21 protein-coding genes are annotated in these 24,357 nt (G+C 70.1%); 14 read left to right on the top strand and 7 right to left on the bottom strand.

From position 1 onward, the window contains the following. The first annotated feature begins 138 nt into the window (after window positions 1-138). Genes ABZU76_RS42765 through ABZU76_RS42750 form a run of 4 tightly spaced genes read left to right on the top strand, consistent with a single transcriptional unit; the run spans window position 139 to window position 3,318 of the window. A complete protein-coding gene (locus ABZU76_RS42765; protein ID WP_354881444.1) occupies window positions 139-699 on the top strand; it encodes a hypothetical protein in 561 nt (186 codons plus the stop codon). After that, the gene (locus tag ABZU76_RS42760) at window positions 700-1,866 is read left to right on the top strand and encodes a glutathionylspermidine synthase family protein (RefSeq protein WP_220245582.1); all 1,167 of its coding nucleotides are present in this window, start codon (window positions 700-702) and stop codon (window positions 1,864-1,866) included. A 55-nt stretch (window positions 1,867-1,921) separates the two neighbouring features. Further along, on the top strand, window positions 1,922-2,374 hold the full coding sequence (locus ABZU76_RS42755) for a DUF350 domain-containing protein (RefSeq protein ID WP_354881400.1): 453 nt from the start codon (window positions 1,922-1,924) through the stop codon (window positions 2,372-2,374). A gap of 38 nt (window positions 2,375-2,412) precedes the next feature. Next, entirely contained in the window at window positions 2,413-3,318 is a 906-nt protein-coding gene (locus tag ABZU76_RS42750) for a haloalkane dehalogenase (RefSeq protein ID WP_354881397.1), read from the top strand. A 96-nt stretch (window positions 3,319-3,414) separates the two neighbouring features. Here ABZU76_RS42750 and ABZU76_RS42745 read toward each other — a convergent pair whose 3' ends face one another. Beyond that, window positions 3,415-4,707 (bottom strand): aminotransferase class III-fold pyridoxal phosphate-dependent enzyme, encoded by a 1,293-nt coding sequence (locus ABZU76_RS42745; RefSeq protein WP_354881441.1) that lies wholly within the window; start codon window positions 4,705-4,707, stop codon window positions 3,415-3,417. A 179-nt stretch (window positions 4,708-4,886) separates the two neighbouring features. On the opposite strand from ABZU76_RS42745, the gene serS reads away from it, so the two are divergent. After that, window positions 4,887-6,158, top strand: coding sequence for a serine--tRNA ligase (gene serS, locus ABZU76_RS42740; RefSeq protein WP_354881394.1), 1,272 nt, complete (start codon window positions 4,887-4,889; stop codon window positions 6,156-6,158). 114 nt (window positions 6,159-6,272) lie between these two features. After that, window positions 6,273-7,280: a DUF3558 family protein gene (locus tag ABZU76_RS42735; protein WP_354881391.1), complete on the top strand. Its 1,008-nt coding sequence runs from the start codon at window positions 6,273-6,275 to the stop codon at window positions 7,278-7,280. A 22-nt stretch (window positions 7,281-7,302) separates the two neighbouring features. Here the strand turns inward: ABZU76_RS42735 and ABZU76_RS42730 are convergent, their stop codons facing one another. From ABZU76_RS42730 to ABZU76_RS42715, 4 genes are all read right to left on the bottom strand, one after another. Then, entirely contained in the window at window positions 7,303-8,991 is a 1,689-nt protein-coding gene (locus ABZU76_RS42730; RefSeq protein WP_354881388.1) for a hypothetical protein, read from the bottom strand. Between the two features lie 110 nt (window positions 8,992-9,101). Next, window positions 9,102-10,286 carry an L-2-hydroxyglutarate oxidase gene (gene lhgO, locus ABZU76_RS42725; protein WP_354881385.1) on the bottom strand — a complete coding sequence of 395 codons (1,185 nt, stop codon included), beginning with the start codon at window positions 10,284-10,286 and terminating at the stop codon, window positions 9,102-9,104. Between the two features lie 137 nt (window positions 10,287-10,423). Continuing rightward, window positions 10,424-11,953, bottom strand: a complete 1,530-nt coding sequence (locus ABZU76_RS42720; RefSeq protein ID WP_354881382.1) for an MFS transporter — start codon at window positions 11,951-11,953, stop codon at window positions 10,424-10,426. A gap of 103 nt (window positions 11,954-12,056) precedes the next feature. Next, entirely contained in the window at window positions 12,057-15,170 is a 3,114-nt protein-coding gene (locus tag ABZU76_RS42715) for a BTAD domain-containing putative transcriptional regulator (RefSeq protein ID WP_354881379.1), read from the bottom strand. 136 nt (window positions 15,171-15,306) lie between these two features. Between ABZU76_RS42715 and ABZU76_RS42710 the strand changes: the two genes are divergently transcribed. The 7 genes from ABZU76_RS42710 to ABZU76_RS42680 all read left to right on the top strand — a co-directional run bounded on the left by ABZU76_RS42710 (window position 15,307) and on the right by ABZU76_RS42680 (window position 21,287). Beyond that, the gene (locus ABZU76_RS42710; RefSeq protein ID WP_354881376.1) at window positions 15,307-16,452 is read left to right on the top strand and encodes a DegT/DnrJ/EryC1/StrS family aminotransferase; all 1,146 of its coding nucleotides are present in this window, start codon (window positions 15,307-15,309) and stop codon (window positions 16,450-16,452) included. 47 nt (window positions 16,453-16,499) lie between these two features. Beyond that, complete coding sequence (locus ABZU76_RS42705; RefSeq protein ID WP_354881373.1) at window positions 16,500-17,429, top strand: NAD-dependent epimerase/dehydratase family protein; 930 nt, start codon at window positions 16,500-16,502, stop codon at window positions 17,427-17,429. Between the two features lie 70 nt (window positions 17,430-17,499). Continuing rightward, window positions 17,500-18,696, top strand: a complete 1,197-nt coding sequence (locus tag ABZU76_RS42700) for a glycosyltransferase family 4 protein (RefSeq protein WP_354881370.1) — start codon at window positions 17,500-17,502, stop codon at window positions 18,694-18,696. Continuing rightward, the gene (locus ABZU76_RS42695; protein WP_354881367.1) at window positions 18,683-19,297 is read left to right on the top strand and encodes an acyltransferase; all 615 of its coding nucleotides are present in this window, start codon (window positions 18,683-18,685) and stop codon (window positions 19,295-19,297) included. Before ABZU76_RS42700 ends, ABZU76_RS42695 begins: the two co-directional genes overlap by 14 nt. Before the next feature lie 72 nt (window positions 19,298-19,369). Next, complete coding sequence (locus tag ABZU76_RS42690) at window positions 19,370-19,945, top strand: Uma2 family endonuclease (protein WP_354881364.1); 576 nt, start codon at window positions 19,370-19,372, stop codon at window positions 19,943-19,945. A gap of 59 nt (window positions 19,946-20,004) precedes the next feature. Next, window positions 20,005-20,514: a SigE family RNA polymerase sigma factor gene (locus ABZU76_RS42685; protein ID WP_220245596.1), complete on the top strand. Its 510-nt coding sequence runs from the start codon at window positions 20,005-20,007 to the stop codon at window positions 20,512-20,514. After that, on the top strand, window positions 20,511-21,287 hold the full coding sequence (locus ABZU76_RS42680) for a hypothetical protein (RefSeq protein ID WP_354881361.1): 777 nt from the start codon (window positions 20,511-20,513) through the stop codon (window positions 21,285-21,287). The genes ABZU76_RS42685 and ABZU76_RS42680 overlap by 4 nt, the downstream gene beginning before the upstream one ends. A gap of 35 nt (window positions 21,288-21,322) precedes the next feature. Here ABZU76_RS42680 and ABZU76_RS42675 read toward each other — a convergent pair whose 3' ends face one another. Continuing rightward, window positions 21,323-22,279, bottom strand: coding sequence for a Gfo/Idh/MocA family oxidoreductase (locus ABZU76_RS42675; protein ID WP_354881358.1), 957 nt, complete (start codon window positions 22,277-22,279; stop codon window positions 21,323-21,325). Continuing rightward, window positions 22,276-23,382 (bottom strand): DegT/DnrJ/EryC1/StrS family aminotransferase, encoded by a 1,107-nt coding sequence (locus tag ABZU76_RS42670; protein ID WP_220245599.1) that lies wholly within the window; start codon window positions 23,380-23,382, stop codon window positions 22,276-22,278. The genes ABZU76_RS42675 and ABZU76_RS42670 overlap by 4 nt, the downstream gene beginning before the upstream one ends. A gap of 211 nt (window positions 23,383-23,593) precedes the next feature. Between ABZU76_RS42670 and ABZU76_RS42665 the strand changes: the two genes are divergently transcribed. After that, window positions 23,594-24,352 carry a UDP-N-acetylglucosamine acyltransferase gene (locus ABZU76_RS42665; RefSeq protein WP_354881355.1) on the top strand — a complete coding sequence of 253 codons (759 nt, stop codon included), beginning with the start codon at window positions 23,594-23,596 and terminating at the stop codon, window positions 24,350-24,352. Window positions 24,353-24,357: the final 5 nt, after the last annotated feature.

Here is a 24,357-nt window from a genome sequence, read left to right as displayed (position 1 = left end):
CCGTGCGCGTCCCGGGTCGTTAGTGTGGGAAGAGACTTCGCGGTGCCGGGGGATTACGGAGCGCAGATGACGCAGGACGACAGCAACGGGGCCCAGCCACCCCAAGAGCCGCCAACGGAGCCGACCCAGCGCGGCTCGATGCGGTTCCAGAACGAGAGCACGACGCCGAAGGAGCCCTCGCTCGCCGAGCAGCGGGCCCGCCGGCAGGCGATCGCCGACCAGGAACGCCAGGAGGCGGAGGCCGCCGAGGCCGCGCGCAAGGCCGACCAGAAGGCCGCGACCAAGCGCAAGATCCTCATCGGCAGCGGTGTGACCGTGGGCTTGGCCGGGCTCGTGGCGACGTTCTACACGGTCGCGAAGCCGACCAACGAGACCGCCGTGTGCACGGACGCCAACGGCGTGATCCAGAACGACCAGTTCTGCGACGAGAGCTACGTCACCAGTCAGCACGGCTACCAGAGCGGCGGCTTCTGGATCATCCCGCTCGTGGGCGGTGGCTTCAACAGCTACCGCTACAACTACGGCGGCACCGGCACCGTCGGGCAGCGCGTGGCCGGCGGCACCTTCACCGCGCCGTCCGGGAACACGAACGTTTCGACGAAGTCGGGCAAATCGGTGCAACGCGGCGGTTTCGGCATCAGTGGCAAGACGGGCACGTCCGGCGGCACGGGCGGCACCGGCAAGAGCGGGGGCTCGTAGGTGTACCGGGACAGGTCCGAGCCGCGGCGCGACTGGCAGCGGATCGTCGAGGAGCAGGGCCTCGTCTACGGCACCCCGGCACGAGACGGCGCCGGCAAGGCGCGCCCGTACTGGGACGAGTCCGTGCACTACGTCTTCGACATGGACGAGGTCCTCTCGCTCGAAGCCGACGTCGAGCTGCTGCATTCCATGTGCCTGGAGGCCGTGGACAACGTCGTCACCACCGAGGGCTACCGGCGGTTCGGCATCCCGGAGTGGGTCTGGCCGCACATCGCCGAGTCGTGGAAGCGGCAGGACCCGCACGTCTACGGTCGCTTCGACCTGCGCTACGACGGCAAGTCGCCGGCCAAGCTGCTGGAGTACAACGCGGACACGCCCACCACGCTGCTCGAGGCGTCGGTGCTGCAGTGGCACTGGAAGACAACCGTCTTCGAGAACGACGACCAGTGGAACTCCATCCACGAGAAGCTCGTCGAGCGCTGGCGCGAGATCGGCGACAAACTGCCGTCCAACGAGCTGCACTTCACCTGGTCCTCGGCCGATCCGTCCGGCGAAGACCACGTGACTACCGCGTACCTGCAGGAGACGGCCGCGGAGGCCGGGCTCGACACCGTGGGGCTTTCGATCGAGGAGATCGGCTGGGACCCGGTGCTCAAGCGGTTCGTGGACCTCGAAGAGGCCCAGATGTCCACGGTCGTGAAGCTCTACCCGTGGGAGTGGGTGGTCGACGAGGAGTTCGGCCGCTTCGCTGTGGAGACGATGCCGCGCACGCTGTGGGTCGAGCCGCTGTGGAAGATGCTGCTCTCGAACAAGGCGCTGCTGGCCGTGCTGTGGGAGAACTACCCCGGGCACCCGAACCTGCTGCCCGCGTTCACCGATGACCCGGGCCTGCTCACGGAGTACGTGCGCAAGCCGAAGCTGGGCCGTGAGGGCGCCAACGTGCAGATCGTGGCCACCGGCTACGAGACCCAGACCGACGGCGTCTACGGCGCCGAGGGCTACGTCTACCAGGCGTTCGACCCGCTGCCCGAGTTCGACGGCTTCCGGCCGGCGCTCGGCGCGTGGATCGTCGGGGACTCGTCCGCGGGGCTGGGGATCCGCGAGACGAGCGGGCTGGTCACCGACGACGGTGCCGCGTTCGTCCCGCACCGCATCCCCGAGTCGTGATACAACCTCCCCGCCTGATCTGCACGGTTAGCTCTGATCGTTCTGGGAGACCCCTGTGACCACGACCCTTGCGCTGTCCGACACGTTCGGCTCCGACCTCCTGCGGGGGGTCGGAGCGATCCTGTTGTACGGCGTCGTCGGCCTGCTGCTGATGTTCGCCGGGTTCTACGCGATCGACTGGACGACCCCGGGCAAGCTCTCGCAGCTCGTGCACCGCGGCCTGCCGAACGCGGTCATCGTGACCGCGTCCGGGCTGCTGTCGATGGCGTTCATCGTGGTCGTCGCGATCTTCAACTCGGCGAGCGACCTCACCGAGGGCCTGGTCACGTCTCTGGTCTACGGCCTGCTCGGCATCATCGTCCAGGTGATCGCCGTGCGGCTGCTCGAGTGGGCCACCCGCATCGACGTCGGCTCCACGATCGAGAGCGAGAAGTTCGCGCCGGCGAGCATCGTCGTCGCCGCCGCGCACCTCGCGCTGGGCCTCGTGGTGGCGGTCGGTATTTCCTGAGTACTGCTTTGCGGTCCGGTTCCCACTAGCGTGGAACCGTGCGACTGCTCAGGACGCCGGAAGACCGGTTCGCGGACCTGCCCGAGTTCCCCTACGAGCCGCAGTACGCGGAGCTCGCCGATCCCGACGGTGGCCTGATCAGAGTCGGGTACGTCGAGGCCGGCCCGGCCGACGGACCGCCCGTGCTGCTCCTGCACGGCGAGCCCAGCTGGTCGTACCTGTACCGCAAGATGCTGCCGGTTCTCGCTTCCGCGGGCCTGCGTGCGATCGCACCGGACCTCGTCGGGTTCGGCCGCTCGGACAAACCGGGCGACATCGTGGACCACACGTACGCGCGGCACGTGTCGTGGATGCGGGGGTTCGCCTTCGACGCGTTGGACTTGCGTGACGTGACCCTGGTCGGCCAGGACTGGGGCGGGCTGATCGGGCTGCGGCTGGTGGCGGAGAACCCCTCGCGGTTCGCCGGGGTTGTCGCGGCGAACACCGGGCTGCCGACGGGTGATCAGGACATGCCTGAGGTGTGGCACCAGTTCCGGTCGGCGGTGGAGAACGCGCAGGTGCTGGACATCGCGCGGTTCATCCAGTCGGGGTGCCACTCTGTGCTGTCTGATTCGGTCCGCGCGGCGTACGACGCGCCGTTCCCGAACGAGATGTACAAGGCGGGGCCGCGGGCCATGCCGGGCTTGGTGCCGTATCGGCCGGACAACCCGGCTTCGGACGCGAACCGGGCGGCTTGGAAGACCTTGACGGCGCTGGATTTGCCGTTCCTGGTCGCGTTCTCCGACGGCGACCCCATCACGGGGGCGATGGGGCCGATCCTGCAGCGGACGATGCCGGGGGCTGCTGGTCGGACGCATCCGGTGATCGCGGGGGCGGGGCATTTTCTGCAGGAAGACGCGGGTGAGGAGTTGGCGGAGCAGGTGGCGCGGTTCGTGCGCGGCTGAGCCGGAGCGCCCCAATGTGGCGTTGGTTGCGCTCAACGCACCCAAAGCGGCGTTCGGTGCGCTCAACGCAACGAACGCCACATTGGGGCGCTGGGGTCAGGAGAGTGCGGCGTGGGTGGCTGCCAGCGCGTCCACCAGGATGGCCAGGCCTTCCTGCGCCTCGGCTTCCGTCAGGGTCATCGGCGGGCCCAGGCGGAGGACGTTGTTGTGCAGCCCGCCCTTGCCGATGAGGAGGCCGCGGGCGCGGGTTTCCTCCAGCATCTGCTTGGCGGCCGCCGGGTGCGGCGTCGTGGTGCCGGGCTCGACGAGTTCGATGCCGACCATCAGGCCCTTGCCGCGGACCTCGCCGATCAAGGGATTCTCAACGGCGCGCAGGCCGGACAAGAGCTGTGAACCCCGGGCCGAGCAGTTGGCCTGCAGGTCGTGGTCCTTGATGTAGTCCAGCACCGCGGTCGCGCCGGCCATGGCGACGGGGTTGCCGCCGAAGGTCGAGATGGACTGGGCGTTGATGGCGTCCACTACGTCGCCGCGGCCGACGACGCCGCCGATGGCCAGGCCGTTGCCCAGGCCCTTCGCGAAGGTCATGAGGTCGGGCACGACGTCGTGGGACTGGATGCCCCAGAAGTGCGAGCCCGTGCGGCCCCAGCCGGTCTGGACCTCGTCCGAGACGAACAAGATGCCGTACGCGTCGAGGACCTCCTTCATGGCCTTGAACAGGCCGTCCGGCGGGAGCGAGAAACCGCCGACGCCCTGGATCGGCTCGGCGACCAGGCAGGCGACGTCGCCGGAGGTGGCGGTTTCGAGGATGTCGACGAGGTCGGCCACACAGGCGTCGATGTAGGCCGCGTCGGACAGATCGCGGAACGGGCTGCGGTAGCGGTAGCCGCCGTGCACGTAGTTGACCTTCACCGGCGAAAGCGATGAAGCGGACCAGCCGCGGTTGCCCGTGATGGCGATCGTGCCGAAGGAACGGCCGTGGTACGAGTTGCGCATCGCCAGGACCTGGTTGCTGCCGCGGTACTGCGTGGCGAGCATCAGCGCGGTGTCGTTGGCTTCGCTGCCGGAGTTGGTGAAGAAGACCTTCGCGTCCGGGATGCCCGACAGCGCGGCGATCCGCTCGGCGAGCTCCACCTGCGAACGGATCAGGTACAGCGTCGACGTGTGCAGCACGCCGGTGTCGAGCTGCTTGCGCACGGCGTCGCTGATCTCGGCGACGTCGTATCCCATCGAGTTGGTGAGCACGCCGGCGAAGAAGTCGAGGTAGGTGCGGCCGGCGGAGTCGATGACGCGCCGGTCCTGCGCGTGGACGATCTCGATCGGCTCGTCGTAGAACAGCGCCATCCAGGACGGCAACACCGCTCGGTGCCGGGCGAGCAGCTCGTCGGTCATGTCGTTCTCCATCCGTCTCGGCCTCCTCGGAGTATGGGCAGCGCCGGAAACGGGCGACAACGATCAGACTGCTCCGTCCTCGGACGAGGGCCGCACAGTTTGTCCGTGGACGACCAAGGGGCCGCGCAATCCCCAAACCGCTTCGAGGTACCTGCTGGCCTGCGACTACCCTTTCTTCCGTGATTGACCCCAGGACTCTGCGCGAAGACCCGGAAGCCGTGCGCGCGTCGCAGCGTGCCCGTGGTGAGGACGAAGGAGTGGTCGACAAGCTGCTCGGCTTCGACTCCCGCCGCCGCTCCGCGATCGCCAACGCCGACAAGCTGCGGGCCGAGCAGAAGTCCGTGAGCAAGCTCGTCCCGAAGGCCGCCCCCGACGAGAAGGCTTCGTTGCTCACGCGCGCCAAGGACCTGTCCGCCCAGGTCAAGGCCGCCGAGGTCGAGCAGACGGAGGCGTCGGAGGAGTTCGACCAGCTCTTCCGCACCGTGCCGAACCTGGTGCACCCCGACGCGCCTGTCGGCGGCGAAGACGACTTCACCGTGCTCAAGACCGTCGGCGAGCCCACGAAGTTCGACTTCGAGCCGCGTGACCACCTGGACCTCATGGAGGGCCTCGGCGCCGTCGACATGGAGCGCGGCGCCAAGGTGTCGGGGTCGCGGTTCTACTTCCTCACCGGCGTCGGCGCGCAGCTGCAGCTCGGGCTGCTCAACATGGCCATCGCGCAGGCGCTCGAAAACGGCTTCACGCCGATGATCACGCCGTCGCTCGTGCGCCCGGAGATCATGGCCGGCACCGGTTTCCTCGGCTCCCACGCGTCGGAGATCTACCGGCTCGCCGACGACGACCTGTACCTCGTCGGCACCTCCGAGGTCCCCCTCGCCGGCTTCCACGCCGACGAGATCCTCGAACTAGGCGACGGCGCGCGCCGCTACGCCGGCTGGTCTTCGTGCTACCGCCGCGAGGCCGGCTCGTACGGCAAGGACACCCGCGGCATCATCCGCGTGCACCAGTTCGACAAGGTCGAGATGTTCGTCTACACGACGCCCGCCGAGGCCGAGGCCGAACACCAGCGCCTGCTCGGCTGGGAAGAGCAGATGCTCGCCAAGATCGAGGTGCCCTACCGCGTCATCGACACGGCCACGGGTGACCTCGGCACGTCCGCCCACCGCAAGTTCGACTGCGAGGCCTGGGTGCCCACGCAGGAGACCTACCGCGAGCTGACGTCCACGTCCAACTGCACCACCTTCCAGGCCCGCCGCCTGTCCGTGCGCTACCGCGACCCCAACGGCAAGCCCCAGATCGCCGCGACCCTCAACGGCACGCTGGCGACCACGCGTTGGATCGTCGCGATCATGGAGAACCACCAGCAGGCCGACGGCTCGGTGCGCGTCCCGGAGGCCCTGCGCCCCTTCGTCGGCGGGCGCGAGGTGCTGGAGCCGAAGAAGAAGCGCTGATCGGCGGTTTTACGCGGCCGGGACCCTGCGGGGTTCCGGCCGTCGTCGTTTCCGCCGATAGCCGGTGCGAGCCCGGTGTGCCCGCTAGTGTTCGGGCGCGAGGAGGAGACGCCGATGGGGTTCAGGGGAGTGCGGGCGGCCGTGGCCGTGGCCGGTGTGGCCGTGGTGGTGGCCGGGTGCACGGTGCGCGTCGGGGGCGTTGCGGCGCCGGTGCCCGGGCAGGGGCCCGTGCAGCAGGTTGTGGACGCGTGTTCGCTGGTCGGCCGGCAGCAGGCCGATGCGCTCGGCTATCGCGCGCCCGGCAAGGGACAGGCCGCGAGCGAGAAGCTGCGCACGCCGGCGATGTGCCTGTGGAACAGCAAGGACGACAGCGCGGCGCTGACCATCCTCACCGTCGGCTGGTCGGTGGACCAGTCGCTGGACGACTACTTGCAGGGCGCCGTCGTCAAGGCCCCGCCCTTCTCCGATGGCGGGTTCCAGTGGACGCGCTACGGCTCGTTCATCCCCGGCAGTTGCGACCTCTACACCACGCTCGGCCCGAAGTCCTACGCGTTCGTGAGTGTGTCCAACCCGGACGAGGCCAAGGCGTGCGACGCGGCGAAGCAGGCGGTGCCGCAGGTCGCCGCGCACCTGCCGGGTGGGCAGCCCGCGCCGCAGATCACGCCGACGGCGCCGAGCAGCGCGGCGCCGCCGAGCGGGCCGCTCGTGGGCCTGGACCCGTGCACGCTGCTGAAGCCCGACCAAGCCGCCTCGCTGCACGTGGCGCCGCAGGGCGAGAAGCAGAACTCCAGCGTCGTGCCCAACGCGGTGTTCTGCCTGTGGGACGACACCGACGGCGACCGCGGCCAGAAGGCCTTCGAGGTGTGGCTCGGCCCCGACCTGCCGATGACACAGTGGCCCGGCATGGACGTGCCGCCGGTCTCGACCATCGACGCCAACGGTCACCACTGGTCGATCTTCGCCAACTTCAACGACTCCGGCGGCGTCAACTGCGGCGCCGGACTGGCCGTCACGCCGACGTCGTCGATCCAGATCGTGTCCGGTTACCTCGACGACCCCTCGAAGGCGTGCGACGCCGTCAAGGCGGGAGTTCCCCTGGTTTCGGGGAACCTCCCGGCCTGAAAGTCCTGAGTGGACTGTCGCGTCAGGACACGCCGGCGGGCCGGCGCGGCCCGGCCGGGGCGGTGCGCGCCACCGGGATGTTGCGCGACGCGGGGCGGGCCGGGCGCTGGGGCGACGGGGCGCGGCGCGTCGGCTCCGAGGCGTTGGTGTCGGCGGGCGCCACCTCGATGTTCACCGCCACTTCGTCGCCGCCGATCTCGCGGGTGATCCAGGCTCCGGACTCGACCATCACGCCCAGCGTCTTCACGTCGAGCGAGTTGATGCGCGAGCGGTACCAAGCGTCGTCGGCCAGCGTGCCCATGCGGCCTTCGAGCCGGGACTTCACGGCGAGGAGCCGCTTGTACAGCGTGTCGGCCAGCGCCTGGCGGTCCTCCTTGCTGGTGAGGCCGGCGCGGATGCGGTCCTCGATGCCGCGCGGCAGGCCGTTCTCGTCGGGAATCAGCATCGTCGTCCAGGCGCGCGACTTCTCGCGGTACTGCAGCTGCTGCATCAGGCCCTCGTGCGGCGCGAAGTCGGCGGCGCGGAACGCCCGCCCGGCCCAGCGAGACGCGAGGTTCGCGGCGAGCGACTGCACGCTCTTCACTCCGGTGTTGAGGCCGCGGCCCGGCCAGAAGTGCAGTGAGTTGGCGGCGTCGCCGAGCAGGAACCCGTACGTGGACGGCGCGAGCTGCGCGGTGAACTTCGGGTTCTGCTGCATGCCCAGCTTGAACGACGTGATGCCCACGATGTCGGCCATCGTCGCACCGAAGAACTTGACGCCGTCGGCGATGCGCGGCCACAGGAACGACAGCTTGTCCACCGAGGGCTTGAACACCGAGCGGTGGCGGTCGCACACGAACTTGTCGCCGTCCGGGCGCATGGTGCAGCCGAACTTGCCGATGCACGGAACTGGGCCGTTTTCGCCGTAGGCCAAGACTTCCGAGGCCTCCTCGGCGGTGAGGCGCATGTTGATGAAGCCGCCGCCGAGGGAGTTGAACAGGAAGCGGTTCTGGCACACGGTGAGCGGCACGGTGTGCTCGTCGGGCACCTTCCCCTTGATGCGGATGCCGAGCACGGTCTCGTCGAGCGGCGTGCCGCCCACGGAGTAGAGGTCGCGGCTCGACGGGCCGAACGCCTCCTTGAGGTCCTCGCGAGTCTTCGAGCGGGCGCCGTCGCAGATGGCGAGCACGTCGAGGCCGTCCCAGGACTTCGGCTGCGCGTAGGGCTCGGGGATGAGCTCGATGCCGTAGAAGTCCTGCGCCATCTCCAGCAGGCAGTCTTCGATCCAGCGGACCTTGATGTTGCGCGGGCGGCCGCGGTGCGTGGGGGAGTCGGGGCCGAGCGGCCACATCTCCGAGTAGTTGCCGGCGGTGAACAGGCGGCGCCGCACGAGCATCGGCAGCTGGCCCCAGACGTTGCTCTGCAGCGTGACGACCTGCTCGCGGCGGTTGTTGCCCTCCGCCGTGCCCTGCCAGGCGATCCGGCCGTCGCGCCGCATCCAGCGGCGGTCGAACACGCGGATCTTGACCTTGTCGCCCAGCATCGAGCGCAGCGTGCACGCGAAGATCAGCCCGACCGGGCCACCGCCGGCCACGTCGACCCGCAGCGGCCGGGACGCACCGGGGCGAGCAACCGCCTGAACCACCCGGCCCAGGTTCGCCGGGTCCTGGCCGAGGTTCGGCTTCAGGAACGTGGTGGCCGGCTCACCGAAGTGCGAGGCGTTGTGGTTCATGGCTTCCGGGACCTCCAGCGTGATCTTCCGCGTGCGGCCAACACACGGAGCGAGAGGGCCGGACGGTTCACGGAAATTTCAAAAACTTTCCGCGGACGCGTTTGCGCTGGTTACGCCGCTACCTGGTCGGCGATGTGCTTCGCGATCTCCAGCGCGCTCGTCGCCGCGGGGCTCGGGGCGTTGAGCACGTGGACCTGGTCGCCGGCGGTCTCGATGAGGAAGTCGTCCACGAGCGAGCCGTCCGCGCGCAGCGCCTGGGCCCGCACGCCGGAGCCGTGGCGAACGATGTCGTCCTCCGTCACGGCGGGCACGAGTCGGGCGAGGCTCGCGGCGAAGCGCTTCTTCGAGAACGAGCGCAGCACTTCTTCCAGGCCCGTCGGGAACGCGTACTTGCGCGCCAGCCGCCAAGCGCCGGGGAAGCGGGCGACGTCGGCGAGGTCCTTCACGGACACGTCGGCCCAGCGGTAGCCCTCGCGGCGCAGCGCGAGCACGGCGTTGGGGCCGGCGTGCACGCTGCCGTCGAGCATGCGGGTCAGGTGCACACCGAGGAACGGCAGCGTCGGGTCGGGCACGGGGTAGATCAGGCCGCGCACGAGGTGGCGGCGCTCGGGCTTGAGCTCGTAGTACTCGCCCCGGAAGGGCACGATGCGCGCGCTCGGCGTGACGCCGGCCAGCTCGGCCACGCGGTCGGACTGCAGGCCGGCGCAGTTCACGAGCGCGTCGGCGTGGATGACCTCCGTGCCGGTGGCGACCTCCACGCCACCGTGGGCGCCGGGGCGGATGCCGACGACCTCGGTGTCGAGCCGCAGGTCCGCGTCGGCCTCGTCGAGCAGGCGCACGAGCGAGGCGCAGACGGCCGGGAAGTCGATGATGCCCGTCGACTCCACGCGCAGCGCCCCGACGCACGCCACCTCGGGCTCGTACTCGCGCGCCTCGGCGGCGGTGACCTTCTTGGCCGGCACGCCGTTGGCCTCGGCGCGCTCGGCGAGGGTGTTCAGGGCCGGTAGCTCCGACTCGCTCGTGGCCACCACGAGCTTCCCGCACACCTCCACGGGCACGCCGTACTGCCGCGCGAAGTCCACAATGGACCGATTGCCGGCCACGGACATCCGCGCCTTGAACGAGCCCGGTTTGTAATAGAGGCCGGCGTGGACCACGTTGGAGTTGTGCCCCGTCTGGTGGGCCGCCCAGCGGCCCTCCTTCTCGAGCACCGTGACGTCCTGCCCCCGCCGCGACAGCTCCCACGCCACGGCCAGGCCGACGATTCCACCACCGATCACCACCACGTTACGCACGGACAGAAAGGCTACGCGACCTCGGCGTCGGTTGCGTAGCCCAAGTGGTCTGAAATGCGGTTCTTCACGCATCAGGTGACCCATTTGCCAACCCCGGTCCGAAGTGGACTTCCGCCCACCCCGGACCGAGGTCGTGGTCACTCAGCCGGGTCTTCCAGCACCTTCGGCACCCCGCGCAGCGCGACCCACGCCACGCCCGCTACCAGCACCATCAGGCCTGCGGCGCCGAGCATCGTCACCTGCAGGCCGCCGATGAACGCGTGCTGCGCGGTGTGCAACAGCTGCGCCCCGGGACCGGCCGGGAGCTGCGTAGACACCTCCGCGGCGCCGGCCAGCGTCTCGCGGGCCGGTTCCGGGACATTCGCGGGCAGACCCTGGCGGTAGAGCGAGCCGAGCACGCTGCCGAGCACCGCGATGCCCAGCGCGCCGCCGAGCTCCGTGGCCGTCTCGGAGATGGCCGACGCGGCGCCCGCGCGGTGCTTCGGGACGACGCCGAGCACGGTGTCCGTCGCGACGGTGAGGATCAGCGCAAGACCGATGCCGAAGACCGCCATCGTCACCACGAGGTACGCATACGCGGTGCCGACGTCCGTTCGGCTGTAGAGCGCGAACCCGATCGCCGAGGACAGGCAGCCGAGCGTGACCGTGCCGGCGCGGCCGAGCGACTTGATCAGCACGGCGCCGAGGGTGCCGCCGATCAGCGCACCGCCCATGCCCGGCAGCCCCGCCAGCCCCGACTTCAGCGGCGACCACCCGTTGACGAGCTGGAAGTACTGCGTGGAGATCACGCTCACGGCCAGCTGCGCGAACATCGCGAGCACGGTGGTCACGACCGTCGCCGAGAAGGCGCGGTTGCGGAAGAGCCGCAGGTCCATCAGTGGCTCGGCCAGGCGCGGCTGGCGCAGCACGAACGCGAGCAGGCTGCCGACGCCGAGGATCGCCGCCGCGTAGACATCCCAGTGGTTCAGACCTTCGTACGCGATCTCCTTGATGGTGTAGACCACGCCGAGGATGCCCACGAGCGACAGCGCGACACTGACTCCGTCCAGCCGCCCGGGCACGGGATTGCGCGACTCCGGCAGCACGAAGATGCCGACGGCGATCAGCACGACGACCACGGGCACGTTGATCAGGAACACCGAACCCCACCAGAAGTGGGACAGCAGTGCGCCGCCGATGAGCGGGCCGAGGCCGAACCCGAGGATCGTCAGCCCGCTCGACACGCCGATCGCCGCCGTGCGCTCCTTGCCGGTGAAGGTGTTGCGCAGGATCGACAGCGTCGACGGCATCAGAGTCGCCGCGCTCGCCCCGAGCAGGATCCGCAGCACGATCAGCAGCTCGGCACTCGGCGCGTACGCCGTGGCCACCGACACGAGCCCGAACACCGCCGCCCCGGCGAGCAACAGCTTCTTGCGCCCGATCCGGTCGCCGATGTTGCCCGCCGTGATGAGCAGCCCGGCCAACGCGAACCCGTACCCGTCGGCGATCCAGAGCGCCTGCGTGGTGGTCGGCCGCAGCGACTCGGACAACGCCGGGATCGCCAGGTGGAGCACCGTCATGTCGACGGCCGTGAGGATCTGCACGAGCACGCAGACGCCGATGATGGCGGCTTTGCGCGCCGGCGTCAGCGTTCTGCCCGGACTGGTGGACGCTGCGGTGATGGTCATGGTGGGCCTCCGTGGTTCGCTCCGGGCCCTCACGCTGCCGGGCCCCGCTGACGACCCACGCACCAACGACGCACGATGGCTGACAGTGCGGGTCAGTGGGGGACTACGGAGCGATCCCCGCCGCTGTCAATGCCTTCTGCACCGTCAGCTCCCGTCCGCTGGCGTAATACCGGTCGTAACCCGGGCCCAGCTGAGCGCGGGCGCGGTCGGCCACTTCGGCGACGTCCGGTTGGCCCGCGACGTCCGTGCCGCGTGCGGCGACGGCGGCGCCGAGCAGCATGGCGGCCTCCTCCGCGTGGCCCTCCAGCAGAGCGGCGCCCGCGACGCACTCCAAGGCCGAAGCCAGCACGGTGCTGTCCTGCCACTGGTGCGCCGCCTCCACGGCCTCGCGCATGAGCGCGCGGGCTTCCGAAGCGTGGCCCGACGCGACGGCAACCCAGCCCAACGCGATCGTCGCCGCTCCGCGGACCGCGGCGACCGAGAAGGAGCCGCTGGTGCACTCCGCCAACGCGCGCTCCGCCAGTGAACGAGCCCCCGCCAAGTCGCCGTCCCGGCGCGCCAGAGCCGCCAAGCCGACGTATCCCGAAGCGCGCGTCTCCGGCATTCCGGAGCGGCGGGCCAGCGCGATCACCTTCGAATAGTCCTCGCGTGCGCCCGCGACATCGCCGCGGCGGGCGCGGCTGTCGGCGCGGCGGCAGAGCAGGTCGGCGTAGTCGTCGGCCGCGCCGAGTTGCTGCATGAGGTCCATGGACTCGGTCATGGCGGCCATGGCCTCGTCCCAGCGGCCGCGCCAGGTGAGCAGCTGCGACAGGTGGTCGAGCGACATCGACAGCCCCCAGCGTTCGCCGAGGGCGCGGTAGCGGGACTCGCCCTCGCGCAGCTTCGTCTCGGCCTCGTCGAGGTCGCCGGTGAGCATCGCGCGCAGGCCCGTGCCCATGGGGACGAGCGCGCTGCTCCACGGGTCGGCGCCGGCCATGATGCTGCTGCGGTTGAAGAGCGTCTCCTCGTCGGCGGGCGGGCCGATCACCACGCCCAGCAGGAGGCTCAACGTCGGATGCCTTGGCGCCCAGGACATGTCTCGCGCGTAATGCTCCACTGTGGACCGGTACGGCAGCGTCGCGTCGTGGCCCGGGGCGCCGGACATCGCGTTGAGCACGCACATCAGGAACTGCTCCTCGTACCCCTCGGGAGCGACCGGACCGCAACGTTTCACGACTTCCAGCGACAGCATCGCGCCCTCGTAACGCCGGCCGCGCATCCACCAGTACGTGGCCAGCGCGGCCGTCAGCCGCAGCGCGCTGCGCTGGTCCGCGTCCGTCGACCAGCGCAGCGCGGCGACGAGGTTGTCGTACTCCGCGTCGAGCCGGTCGAGCCAGCGCAGCTGGTCGGCGGTGCGCAGCAACGGGTCTGCTTCTTCGGCCAGCTGCAGGAAGGCCGATGCGTGCGCCGCCTCGAACCGCGCCGTTTCGCCCGCGCCCGAAAGCTTCTCCGCGCAGAACGCGCGGATCGTCTCCAGCATGCGGTAGCGGTCGCCCGTGGTCTCGACCAGTGATTTGTCCGCCAGACCCGGCAATAGGTCGACGGTGTCCGGCACCTCGCACACCAGCTCGGCAAGACCCAGCGTCGCCCCACCGGAGAACACGGTGAGCCGCCGCGCGAGCCGGCGTTCGTCGTCGTCCAGCAGCTCCCAGCTCCATTCGACGACGCCGCGCAGCGAACGGTGCCGCGTCTCCGCCGTACGGCTGCCGCGCGCGAGCAGGTGGAAGCGGTTGTCCAGCCGGGCGGCGATCTCGCCGACGGGCAGCGTCCGCACGCGCGCCGCCGCCAGCTCCAGCGCGAGCGGCAGGCCGTCGAGCGCGGCGCAGATGTGCTGGACGTCGCCGATCGTGTCCTCGTCCACACGGAACGCCGGGTCGCTCGCGGCCGCGCGGTCCGCGAACAGTCGCACGGCCGGGAACCCCAGCGCCTCGCCGGCGGGCGTGCCCGGCGGCGGCACCTCGAGCCGCGGCACCGGCGCCAGCTGCTCACCGGTGATGCCGAGCGGCTCCCGGCTCGTCGCGAGCACGCGCAGGCCGGGACACGCGGGCAGCAGGCGCGCGAGCAGCCGCGCGGCCGCGTCGACCACGTGCTCGCAGTTGTCAAGCACCAGCAACGTCGATTGGTCGCGCAACGCCGACACCAGCCGTTCCACCGGGTCCTGCACGCCCGAACCCCGCAACGGCGACGCGCCTTCGCGCAGACCCAGCGCGCTCAGCACGGCCTGCCCGACATCATCGGCGACGTGTGGCGCCAGCTCCACGAACGCCGCCGACCCGGCATGAGCCGTCGCGACTTCCACGGCCAGCCGGGTCTTCCCGGTGCCGCCGGGACCCAGCAACGTCACCAGCCGCGCGTGCCGCAGCAGCTCACCGACCTGCCGCAGCTCGCCGTCGCGGCCGACGAAGCTGGTCAGCTGCGCGGGCAACGGCGACGACGCGGCCGCCGGCTCACTGCGCAGCGCGGCCAGATGCGCCTCGGCCAGCTCGGGCCCGGGGTCGGCGCCGAGCTCGTCGGCCAGCGTGCGGCGCGCGTCTTCGAACGCCGCCAGCGCCTCGGCCGAGCGGCCCGCCGCGTGCAGCGCGCGCACGAGCTGGGTGCGCGACCGTTCGCGCAGGGGCGCGGCGACGACGGCCGCCCGCAGCTCGTCGAGCACTTCCGCCGCGCGGCCCAGCGTGATCTCGGCGTCGATGCGGTCGCTCGCCGCGTCCGAGCGCAGCTCCTCGAGACGGGTTGCCTGCGTCGCCGCGAAGGGCGCTTCGGTCACGTCGGCGAACGCCGGTCCGCGCCACAACGCCAAAGCTTCACCGAGCAGGTCGCTGGCACGCGTGGCGTCGGCGGCCGCGAGCTCGCGCCGCCCGTCGCCCGCCAGCCGCTCGAACCGGTGCACGTCGACCTCGTCGGGCTCCACGGCGAGCCGGTAGCCCGCGCCCGTGAACTCCACCGGCGCCACAGTTTTCAACGCGCCGCGCAGCCGCGACACCTGTGACTGCAGCGCGTTGGCCGCGCCGTCCGGCGGCTCCTCGCCGTAGAGGCCGTCGATCAGCCGCTCCGCCGGCACGAACCGGCCCGCCTCCAGCGCGAGCTGCGCCAGCAGCGCCCGCACCCGGGGACCCCCGACGACGACCGGCTCCCCCGCCGCGTCCCACGCCGTGACCGCCCCCAGAACCCCGATCCGCATGCGGCAAGACTAAGCGCTCCGCCCGTCCGTTACCGGCGCGTTTCGTCCCCACGCCCGGCTCGGCGGAGTACGTGTATATACACTTCGGGACGAGCTTGCGCAACGACTTTGGTGCGAGAAACAAACTGGAGCGGGGATGTCTGGACAACCGGCCGACCAACAGGTGCTGCTCGGGAGGCCGACAGTCGGCGAGGAGGAGCTGGCGGCGGTCGCCGAGGTGTTCCGCTCGGGCTGGCTCGCCGGCGCCGGTCCCGCGTGCCGCCGCTTCGAGGAGCGGTTCGCGCAGACCACGGGCACCGCGCACGCCTTGACCACCAGCAGCTGCGGCGCCGCGTTGTTCCTCGGACTCAAGGTGCTCGGCGTGCGGCCGGGCGACGAGGTCATCGTCGGCGACTACACGTTCCCCGCCACCGGCCACGCCGTGCTGCAGGCCGGCGCGAAGCCAGTGTTCGCCGACATCCGGCCCGACATCTTCAGCGCCGATCCCGCCGCGATCGAAGCCCTGATCACGCCGCGCACGGTCGGCATCCTCGCCGTAGACGTCGCCGGTCTGCCGGGCGACTTCGACGAGTACCGCGCCATCGCCGACAAGCACGGCCTGTGGCTGTTCGAGGACGCCGCCTGCTCGGCCGGCGCCACGTACAAGACGCGCCCGGCCGGCAGCCTCGCCGACCTCGCCGCGTTCTCCTTCCACGGCCGCAAGGGCATCACCGCGGGCGAGGGCGGCGCGCTCGTCTCGAACCGCGAAGATCTCATCGCCCACGCGCGCAAGATGCACACCTACGGCATCGAGCCGGCCATCAGCCGCGAGGGCTCGGGCACGCTGCCGATCCCGGAGTTCCACGAGCTGGGCTGGAACTTCCGCCTGTCGGACATCCAGGCCGCGATCATGGGTGTGCAGCTCGACCGGCTGCCCGACCTGCTCGCCGCCCGCCGTTCCGTGGCCAAGCGCTACCACGAGGCGTTCGCCGACGTCGAACTGCTCACCGCGCCCGTCGAGCTGCCCGACCGCGAGCACCCTTGGCAGGCCTACCTGCTCACCGTCGCGCCCGAGGTCAGCCGCGACGCGCTGGCGTTGCGTATCCGCGAACAGGGCGTTCAGTGCAATTTCGGGACGTACGCTTCGCACCTGCAGCCGGTGTACGGCGAGCAGCAGCCGCTGCCCGTCTCAGCCGACGCGTTCCGCCGGCAGCTGGCGATCCCGATGCATGCGGAGCTGACAGAAGCCGAGGTGGACCGTGTGGTGACGACCGTGCGTGACGCCGTTCGCGCGCTCGGCTGATGACCCGAAACCGACTGAAGATCGCCGACCGAGGAGAAGCAGCCACCATGTCCGAGAAGAAGGTGTTCTTCACCGGCGGCGGTGGGTTCATCGCCGCGCACGTCATCCCGCTGCTGCTGGACGGCGGGTACACCGTCCGCATCTTCGACAACATGACCCGCGGCGACCGCGCTCGCGTGAACGAATTCGTGGCCACCGGCAAGGTCGAGCTGGTCGAGCAGGACGTGCGCTACGGCGGCGCGGTGCGCGAGGCCATTCGCGGCTGCTCGCACGTGATCCACTTCGCCACGGTCTCGATCAACAAGTCGATCGCCGACCCGCACGAGTCGATCGACATCAACATGACCGGCAACCACAACGTGTTCGCCGCGGCCGCCGACGAGGGTGTCGAGCGCCTGGTGTTCGCGTCTACTGCGTCGGTGTACGGCGAGCCCAAGCGCCTGCCGATGCACGAGGACGACGAGCTGCGCCCGCTCACGCCGTACTGCATCTCCAAGCGCGCCGGCGAGGACCTGCTGGGCTTCTACGAGCGCACCAAGGGCCTGTCGTCGAACGCGCTGCGCTTCTTCAACGTGTACGGCCCGGGCCAGAAGATCGAGGCCTACTACACATCGGTGATCAACCACTTCATCCAGCGCCTGCGCGCCGGCCAGCCGCCGATCATCGACGGCCGCGGCGACCAGTCGATGGACTTCGTGCACGTGTCGGACCTGGCCCGTTCGGTCGTCGCCGCGCTGGAGTCGGAGCAGTCGAACCTGCCGATCAACATCGGCACCGGCGTCGACACCTCCATCGCCACGCTGGCGAAGATCCTCATCGAGGCCGTGGGCGTCGACGTGCAGCCGCAGTTCAACGAGCGTGACGTGCTCGTGTCGCGCCGGGCCGCGGACATCACGCGGGCCCGCGAGATGCTGGGCTGGGAGCCGACGATCTCGGTTGAAGAGGGCATGCGAGCCCTGGTTCAGGAATCAGAGTGAACTCCGCCGACGGACTCCCTCCCGCGGAGGCGGCATGAACTCCGCCGCGGGCCCAGCCCAAGGACGTGCGATGCGCATCGCGGTGGTGAACAACTTCTTCCCGCCCCGTGTGGGCGGCAGCGCCCACATGTCGGCGTCGCTCGCGGGTGAGTACGCGGCGTCCGGCCACGAGGTCCTCGCGATCACGGCGGCCTACGGCGACGCGCCGGCCGACGAACAGCGCGACGGCTACCGCGTCGTGCGGCTGCCTGCGGCGAAGATGCCGCAGCTCGGCCTGTCGATCGACTTCGACATGAGCTTCGCGTCGCTCAAGCCGGGCAACTGGCGGCGGGTGTGGAAGCTGCTGGACGAGTTCAAACCCGACGCGGTGCATCTGCACGGCCAGTTCTTCGACCTGTCGTGGCTGGCCGGGTTCTACGCGCGGCGCCACAAGCTGCCCGTGCTGCTGACCATCCACACGCTCCTGATCAGCGAGAACAAGCTGTACTCGCGCGTGTTCCGGATGCTCGACGCGGTGCTGGTCAAGCCCGTGCTCTCCTACATCCGGCCGCGTTACGTCATCCTCGACAAGCTCGGCGTGGACTACTGCGTCGAGCGCTACGGCACGAGCGACGCGAACTCCGAGTACTTCCCGATCGCGGTGGACACGGGGCACTTCGAGAAGGCGGTGACCAAGGACGTGCGCGCGGAGCTGGAGCTGGGCGACGCGCCGCTGATCGTCTCGCTCGGCCACGTGATCCCGCTGCGCAACCGGCTGCCGCTGATCGAGTCGCTGCCCGCGATCCTCGACCGGCACCCGGGCGTGCGCGTGGTGATCGTCGGGCGCGTCTACCACGACGCGTTCCTCAAGCGCGCCGAAGAGCTCGGCGTGGCCGAAGCCCTGGTCGTGACGGGCGCGGTGCCGAAGGAAGACGTGCCGGCGTACTTCGCGGCCGCCGACATCGTGACCCACGACCTCAACGGCGGCTGCGGCACCGCGTCGCTGGAGGCGATGTTGTCCGGCACGGCCACCATCGCGTCGGTCACGGAGGACAACTACCCGGGCATCGAGCTGCGCAACGGCGAGAACATCCTGCTCGTGCGCCCGGACGACGCCGAGGCCGTGGAGACGACCGTGCTGTCGCTGCTCGACGACCCTTCGCTGAGGGAACGGATCGCACAGCGGGAAAGCGCCATGGTCCGGGCCAATTTCGGCCTCGACGTGGTGGCCGAAGAACACCTGCGCGTGTTCACGAAAATGGTGGCGGACGACGATGTTCTTCGATGACGACCGCAGCAACCGCCTGCGGCCGATGATCATGAACGACCTCGTTTCGCAGTACCTGAACGACGCCGAGCGGGCGGCGTTCTACGGGCTGCCTTCGACGTGCCGCGTGCGCGAGCGCGTGAAGATCATCAGCCCCGAGAACCTCACCATGGGCGAGCACTGCTGGATCGGCGAAGGCGCGGCCCTCGACGCGAGCGGCGGCCTGGAGATCGGCGAGCACACCAGCATCGGCCTCAACACGCTCATCTTCACGCACTCGAGCTGGCTCGCGAACATGACGCTGCAGAACCACTCCGGCAGCGACCTCATCGAGCGCAAACCCGTGAAGATCGGCAAGGGCTGCTTCATCGGCGGCCTGGTCGTCATCATGGCCGGCGTGACGATCGGCGACTTCGCCACCGTGCAGCCCAACTCGGTGGTGGCCAAGGACGTCCCGCCGCGCACCCTGGTCGCCGGCAACCCCGCGCGCGTGTTCCAGCGCTACGACGAGGAGTACATCCAGTCCGAAGTGGAACGGGTGCGCGCGGAGAACGCCCGCCGCCGCGGCCTGTTGGACGACGCCTCCGGCTGGGGCTCCCCGGCGGGAGACTTCAGCGGGTAGCCTTGAGGTGACCGGTGAACGCGGACGGTAGTCTTGATCACTGTTCCGGTCACTGAAAGTGAAGGAGTTTCCATGAGCGCCCTCGAGTGGCCTCACCACCTCCTGACCCTCGACGACTGGGCGGAACTTCCGGAGACCTCGGAGTTCCATGTCGAAGTCGTCGAAGGGGTTCTCGCTGTGTCGCCGCGCCCGTTCTTTTTCCACCAGCGTTCGATTGCGCGGATCACGTACCTGCTCGACGAGCAGCTCGCACCAGGCTTCAGCGCGGGCAACGAAGTGGAACTACTGCTCAACGAGGTTCCGCCCACCGTGCGCGTGCCGGATGTGCTGGTCACTTCAGCTTCCGTGGCCGACCAAAACCCGGCGCGAGTGCGTGCCGAAGATGCCCTCTTGGTCGTCGAGATCCTGTCCGAGGGCACCAAGCGCACCGACCAGGTCACCAAGCACTTCGAGTATGCCGACGCCGGGATCGAGCACTACTGGATCATCGATCTCGACGCACCCGTCAGCATGATCACCTATCGTCTTGTCGACGGCGACTACGAGAACTTCGGCGAGCACTCCGGCAAAATCGAGCTCGACGTCGCGGGTATGCCCGTCGTGCTCGACCTGGACGCGCTTGTCGCCGGGCGGACGCAAAAGCTCTAGCGGCAGCAACCTGGCGTGCACCCAGCCGTCCCGTAGACGTGGAGATCGGGGGTACGCGGGTGGCGCGCAGTGACGACGAGTTCGTCGAGTTCGTGCAGGCCTCGTCGAATCGGCTCACGCACGCGGCGTACCTGCTGACCGGCGACCGCCACCAGGCCGAGGACGCTGCGCAGACCGCCTTCACCCGCACCTACGCCGCCTGGTCGCGCGTGCGCCGCAAGGACGCCTACGCGTACGCCCGGACCGTGCTGGTCAACCACGTGATCGACGGCTGGCGGCGCCCGCTGCGCGAGTACGCCTCCGAGGAAGTGCCGGAGCGGCCGACGAGCCAGGACGTCGCGCAGGCCGTGACGCAGCGCGAGTGGCTGACGTCCGCGCTGGCGCGGCTGACGGGCCGCGAACGGGCCGTGGTGGTGCTCAGGCACTTCTTCGACCTGCCGGAACAGGCGGTCGCCGATGAATTGGGCGTGTCGGTGGGTACCGTCAAGAGCACGAACTCGCGGGCGCTCGCGAAGCTGCGGGTGGACGCCGGGCCGGAAGACGTGCTGATCGGAGGGAGCGGGCGGTGAACGACCTCGACAAGCTGCGCTCCGCGTTGCGCGAAGAGCCTGACCAGCCGTTCGCCGCGCCCGACCTGGGCCGGATCATCACCGAGGGCCGACGCATCCGTCGACGGCGCAGGATCGCCACGGGCGCAGGAGCGGCCGCCGCGGTGGCCGCCGTCGTCGGGATCGTGTTCGGCGCCGTCGCTCTGCGTACGCCGGCCGAGCCGACGCAGGTGCCCGCCGCCGCGCCGCCGGCCCCGGCGACCAGCGGCCCGGTCGCGTCGGACGGCGCCCTGCCGACCACCTCGCCACCGCCGACGTCGGCGATCGACCAGGTGCCGAACTCGGCGACCCAGCCCTACGGCGACGTCATCCACACCGGCATCAAGACCGCCGCCGGCGGCGAGCTCGTCTTCTACGCGACCAAGATCGACGACAACGCGGCCCTGCCCGACGTCCACTTCGGCATCATGGCCGCGGTCCAGACCAAGACCGGCTACCTGTCGCTCTACGCCAGCAACGAGATCCGCGGCGCCGACCGCTCGTTCGGCTTCCACGCCACCGCGGGCGGCATGGCAGCCGGCGGCACCTGGGTGCCCGTGTACGGCTACTTCTCCGGGCCCGCCGTGAAGATCGTCAGCACCGTGCACGGCAAGCCGGTGGTGGCGCAGACGGCGGCGTGGAGCGTGGACCCCCGCGTGGTCGTGTTCTGGTTCGACCAGCGTGAAGTGCCCGACCCCGCCGTACTGACCCCGCTGGTCGCGTACGGCAAGGACGGCACCCGCCTCACCAAGTGACTCCGTCTTACCGAAAAACCGCCTTACCGAAAAAGCTAAGCGGCGGCCTGCGTGAGCACCTGCGCCACCACGTGGTGCGACGGCAGGATCAGGTCGCGCTCCACGGCGGCGTCGATCTTGCCCTCGAGCAGGTCCAGGAACCGGTCCAGCTGCGTGGCCAGCGGCTCGCGCGCGGTGACCAGCTCCGGGATCTCGATCACGGTCTGCTGCCGATAACCGAGGCCGTCCGGTGTCACGGAGTCGTGCGACACGTGGCGGTAGATCGTCACGTCGCGGCGCAGCAGGTCGATCTCGATCAGCCGGTCCAGTTCGGACACGACCAGCGAACGCACCTTCTTCTGTCCCAGCCGCGAAGCCGACACCGTGGCCAGGCCGGTCGGGAACGACAGCACCGTCTCGATGGCGTCCTCCGCGCCCTCGACCGAACTCGGGTGGAAGTAGCCGGCACCCGAGGTGACGCGGGCCGGCGTGGCGCCGCCGAAGAACTGGATCGCCAGGTCGACGTCGTGCACCAGCAGGTCCCACGCGACGCCGGTCTTGATGCGCGGCGCGTACGGGCCGTGGCGGCGGGCCATGAAGTGCACCGGCTCGTTGACCAGCGCCCGGGCCGTCATCACGGCGGGGTTGTAGCGCTCGAGAAGGCCGCACATCAGCGGCACGTCCTTCTGCTCCGAGAGCGCCACGATCTCCTGCGACAGCTCGAAGCTGTTGCACACGGGCTTCTCGACGAGCATCGGCTTGCCCTGGCCGAGGATCTCCTGCGCGAGGTCGTAGTGCACCTCGGTGGCCGACGCGAGCACCACGGCGTCCACATCGGACAGTGAGCCGAGCTCGGGCGTCCACTGCGTCTCGTAGCGCTCGGCGACGGCGCGGCCGGCTTCCTCGCGCGGGTCGATCACGCGGACGAGGTCCACGCGCTCGTTGGCCGCCAGCACGCGCGCGTGCAGCGAGCCCATGTTGCCCGTGCCGATCAGGGCGATGCGGTGGGTCATGCGCCGAGCACCTCGCGAACCGTTTCGATGATCTTGTCGAGCTGCGCGTCGGTCAGGTGCGGGTGCACCGGCAGCGAAAGCGCCTGCGCCGCGACGGCCGTGGCCACCGGGAAGTCGTTCACGTCGGCGCCCGGGATCAGCGGGTGGCCGCGGTAGCAGTCGTAGTCGAACACGATCTTGGGGTAGTAGATCCCGTTGCCGATGCCGCGCTCGGTGAGCGAGGCGGCCAGCTCGTCGCGCGAGAGCATCGCGTGCGGGCCCACGAGCACGGTGTACTGGTGCCACACGTGCTCACGGCCCGGCAGCACCTGCGGGATGTCGAGGCCCGGAGTGCCCGCCAGCCCCTCGGACAGCCGCTTCGCGTTGGCCTGGCGGGCCGCGGTGAGCTGGTCGAGCTTCTCCAGCTGCGGGATGCCGACGGCCGCGTGCAGGTCCGTCATCCGGTAGTTGTGGCCGGCCATCTCGTACTGGTAGCGGGCGCGCATGCCCTGGTTGCGCAGCACGCGCAGCTTGTCGGCCAGCACGTCGTCGTCGGTGGTGATCACGCCACCCTCGGCGGTGGTCACGTTCTTCGTCGCGTACAGCGAGAAGCAGCCGATGCCGTACGAGCCGGCGGCGCGGCCCTCGAACGACGCGCCGACCGCCTGCGCCGAGTCCTCGATGACCTGCAGCCCGTGCTCGGCGGCGAGCGGGGCGAGCTTGCCCATGTCCGCCGTCTGGCCGTACAGGTGCACCGGCATCAGGACCTTGGTGCGGTCCGTGACGGCGGCGCCCACGGCGTCGGGGTCGATCGCGAAGTCGTCGCGCCGGATGTCGGCGAATCGGACGGTGGCGCCGGCCTCGAGGATGGCGTTCAGCGTCGCGACGAACGTGAACGGCGTGGTGATCACCTCGTCACCCGGTGCCAGGTCCAGCGCCTGCAGTGAGGCGACCAACGCGGTGGTGCCGTTGTTCACGGCGATGGCGTGCTTCGTGCCCGCGACGTGCGCGAAGGCGTCCTCGAAGCGCTTGACCATCGGCCCCTGTGCGATGGCGCCGGATCGCAGCACCTCGACGACGAGGTCTTCCGCGTCACGGACGTCGACCACGGTAATGGGGATCATCGGCAGTCTCTCTCGGCAGGCGATTTCGATGCGTCCGGTACAGTGCAGTGCGCTCAGGCCGCGAGGCCGGAGAGCCGCCGGTTCTGCGCCCGGCCGCGCCTTGCGTGAACGCGGGCCACACGTTACCGGGCGCCGCCGCCTGCCCCAGACCCCAGGCCGCTCGGACCCGACAGCGGCAGCGTACGAAACGGAAACGGAACGGATCACCGCTGTGTCTGACGCTCAGGCCGCGAGGCCAGGGACCAACCGAATCCACCCCACCGCGATCATCGGCGAAGGCGTCGAGCTCGGCGACGACAACGTGATCGGACCGTACACGGTGATCGTCGGCCCGACCAGGATCGGCGACGGCAACTGGATCGGCCCGCACGTGACCATCGGCACGCCGGGCGAGGACCGTGGCCGTGAACACCCCGCTGGGTGGGACACCGCCCCGACCGGCGACGCGGCCGCCGACGGTCACGGCGTGGTGATCGGCAGCCGCAACCGCATCCGCGAGTACGCGACCGTCCACCAGGGCACCTGGCGCACCACCACGCTCGGCAGCGACGGTTACTACCTGCGCGGCTCCCACATCGCCCACGACTGCCTGGTCGGCTCCGGCGTCACCATCGCGTCCAACGTGCTCACCGGCGGCCACTGCCACATCTGGGACGGCGCCAACCTCGGCATGGGCGCGATCCTGCACCAGAAGGTGGTGGTCGGTCCCGGCGCGATGGTCGGCATGGCCTCGGCCGTGCGGCGCGAGGTGGGCGCGTTCACGATCGCCGTGGGCAACCCGGCGCGCGTCACCGGCGTGAACGTCGTGGGCCTGTCCCGCCGAGGTCTGGACGAGGCCACGATCGAGGCACTGGGGCCGTGGCTGAAGGGCAAGGAGGGCCTCCCGGAGGATGGGCTGGCCGACCGTCTGCCCGGCGACCTCTCTACCTTGGTCAAAGCGTGGGACGCCCGCCCGCGCGACGAGCACTAGGAGCG

Origin of the sequence: Amycolatopsis sp. NPDC005232 (assembly GCF_040607795.1) — a bacterium.
Lineage (GTDB): Bacteria > Actinomycetota > Actinomycetes > Mycobacteriales > Pseudonocardiaceae > Amycolatopsis.
The sequence above is the reverse complement of the archived record's forward strand: the minus strand, read 5'-3'. Positions and strand labels throughout refer to the sequence as shown.

Bases quoted from the DNA above. Each gene is read 5' to 3' on its own strand.
- ABZU76_RS42745 (WP_354881441.1), bottom strand. From the start codon at position 4,707: ATGACCGACGAGCTGCTCGCCCGGCACCGAGCGGTGTTGCCGTCCTGG.
- ABZU76_RS42690 (WP_354881364.1), top strand. From the start codon at position 19,370: ATGAGCGCCCTCGAGTGGCCTCACCACCTCCTGACCCTCGACGACTGG.
- ABZU76_RS42730 (WP_354881388.1), bottom strand. From the start codon at position 8,991: ATGAACCACAACGCCTCGCACTTCGGTGAGCCGGCCACCACGTTCCTG.
- ABZU76_RS42720 (WP_354881382.1), bottom strand. From the start codon at position 11,953: ATGACCATCACCGCAGCGTCCACCAGTCCGGGCAGAACGCTGACGCCG.
- ABZU76_RS42695 (WP_354881367.1), top strand. From the start codon at position 18,683: ATGTTCTTCGATGACGACCGCAGCAACCGCCTGCGGCCGATGATCATG.
- ABZU76_RS42675 (WP_354881358.1), bottom strand. From the start codon at position 22,279: ATGACCCACCGCATCGCCCTGATCGGCACGGGCAACATGGGCTCGCTG.
- ABZU76_RS42765 (WP_354881444.1), top strand. From the start codon at position 139: ATGCGGTTCCAGAACGAGAGCACGACGCCGAAGGAGCCCTCGCTCGCC.
- ABZU76_RS42670 (WP_220245599.1), bottom strand. From the start codon at position 23,382: ATGATCCCCATTACCGTGGTCGACGTCCGTGACGCGGAAGACCTCGTC.
- ABZU76_RS42700 (WP_354881370.1), top strand. From the start codon at position 17,500: ATGCGCATCGCGGTGGTGAACAACTTCTTCCCGCCCCGTGTGGGCGGC.
- ABZU76_RS42715 (WP_354881379.1), bottom strand. From the start codon at position 15,170: ATGCGGATCGGGGTTCTGGGGGCGGTCACGGCGTGGGACGCGGCGGGG.
- ABZU76_RS42735 (WP_354881391.1), top strand. From the start codon at position 6,273: ATGGGGTTCAGGGGAGTGCGGGCGGCCGTGGCCGTGGCCGGTGTGGCC.
- ABZU76_RS42710 (WP_354881376.1), top strand. From the start codon at position 15,307: ATGTCTGGACAACCGGCCGACCAACAGGTGCTGCTCGGGAGGCCGACA.
- ABZU76_RS42705 (WP_354881373.1), top strand. From the start codon at position 16,500: ATGTCCGAGAAGAAGGTGTTCTTCACCGGCGGCGGTGGGTTCATCGCC.